This window comes from Alteromonas sp. KS69 (assembly GCF_003989595.1).
Classification (GTDB): Bacteria; Pseudomonadota; Gammaproteobacteria; order Enterobacterales; family Alteromonadaceae; genus Alteromonas; species Alteromonas naphthalenivorans.
Map to the genome: position 1 here is coordinate 1 of NZ_PYHU01000081.1, position 1,485 is coordinate 1,485.

Below are 1,485 nucleotides of genomic sequence, written 5' to 3' on the forward strand. Positions count from 1 at the left end.
TGATCACCAAACGCCATGAATGTTCCCTTCTTTTTTATCTCACTGATTTTGCTATATTATTTGTGGGGATACCTCAGACTCTGTCCCCCATTCCTCTATTACTTTTGCCAAGCCTATACAAACGAAAAAGCCCTCAATCATAGAGGGCTTTTAAAGAGTAGATCGTGTTCGGTCTAGTGTTCACAGTAAATAAGTTGTTTAATTACACCGTTATTTTACAGGGCTTTTAGAATACCCGCATTGGATATAAGATGTTTAAAGTAGCAGTAGTCTATTAGCCCATTTGCAAATTTTCGACTTTAGTAACCAGAATGAGAATTCAGCTATATACAAATAGTCACGATTATCGACAGCGGTGTCATGGCTATCATTCAAAACCACATCTAGTGTCTTCTTGTGCAATGAAGGAGCCCAAGCCTTTGGCACTGTAATAACCAAGAGCAACAAACGCAAAATATTGGTCGTTGAAAAAACTTTGGTCAAAAGTAGAATACTGAGGAAAATCAAGTTTTGTGTCATTTGAGTTAAATAAATTTGATAGTTTTACACGCCACAACGTTTCTAAAAGGAGAGGGTATGTTTCTAAATGGTTGGCAAAAAGTGCATCATAATCAATTATTTCGTTAGCGAGTATATTAGACTGCCATTTGCCGTTTTCATCTTTGTTATTATTCAGCAAAGTTCTATTTTTATCTCTTATAACTTGACCATTACCCACCATTGATTGGTCGTAAAGACAATCCACGTAGTCAGATTTAATCGCCTTTAAGTAAACAATTTCAATTTTATCTCCATTTGGCGTTAGCGCTTTTCCTCTCATAAATGGATATGGCGTTTTTAAGTTCCGGTTCTTTCTATTCTTATATTGTTCAATCCCTTCAATATATAGAGAATAGCCCCAGTATCCAAGTCGGTCTTGAAGATTATAATATGCACCGAATTTATAGTCAGGATCGTGCTCGGCATCAATAATTATGACCTTCTCAACCCCCCGTCTAATAAGCGAATACGCACCAAGATTATCTGAATGCCCACCATCAGAAAGAGTAATGTCTTCATTTGAAAAAGACGTTGGGTCCGTAATAGTCTGCTTAAGTAATTGTTTTGTAGCCGCGCCAGATATAGCGACTAGTTGACTCAATAAAGGGCCATTAGTATCAGTATAGTCATTGAAGCCACGTGCATCTGAGCCTGCTTGGGTAGGTGAAAACTCATAGATATCTTGTGAAAAATTATCAGGCCTAGGATCTAAGAATGTCGTGTTAACTATTAGTTCGGGGGTGTTGAAATTATCATTAACATCATTCAAATTGCCAATATATATGCCAGATTCCGATTCACTATAGCCAAATTTTCGTCTAATCTGATTATTGTACACATCTACTAACGTGTAAAAAGGGAAAATAGAGAGCCAAGCATCTCCAAAATTAACAAAATTAGCCGTGGAGTAATGCGCATAAGCTAGTAACCGTTCACCAAGGCCCT

General features: G+C 37.2%; 1 protein-coding gene. It reads right to left on the bottom strand.

The window, feature by feature from the left end:
- Window positions 1-367 precede the first annotated feature (367 nt).
- Window positions 368-1,485 (bottom strand): hypothetical protein (locus tag C7Y69_RS21695; protein ID WP_221885340.1); only part of this gene is annotated, 1,118 nt, incomplete at its 5' end.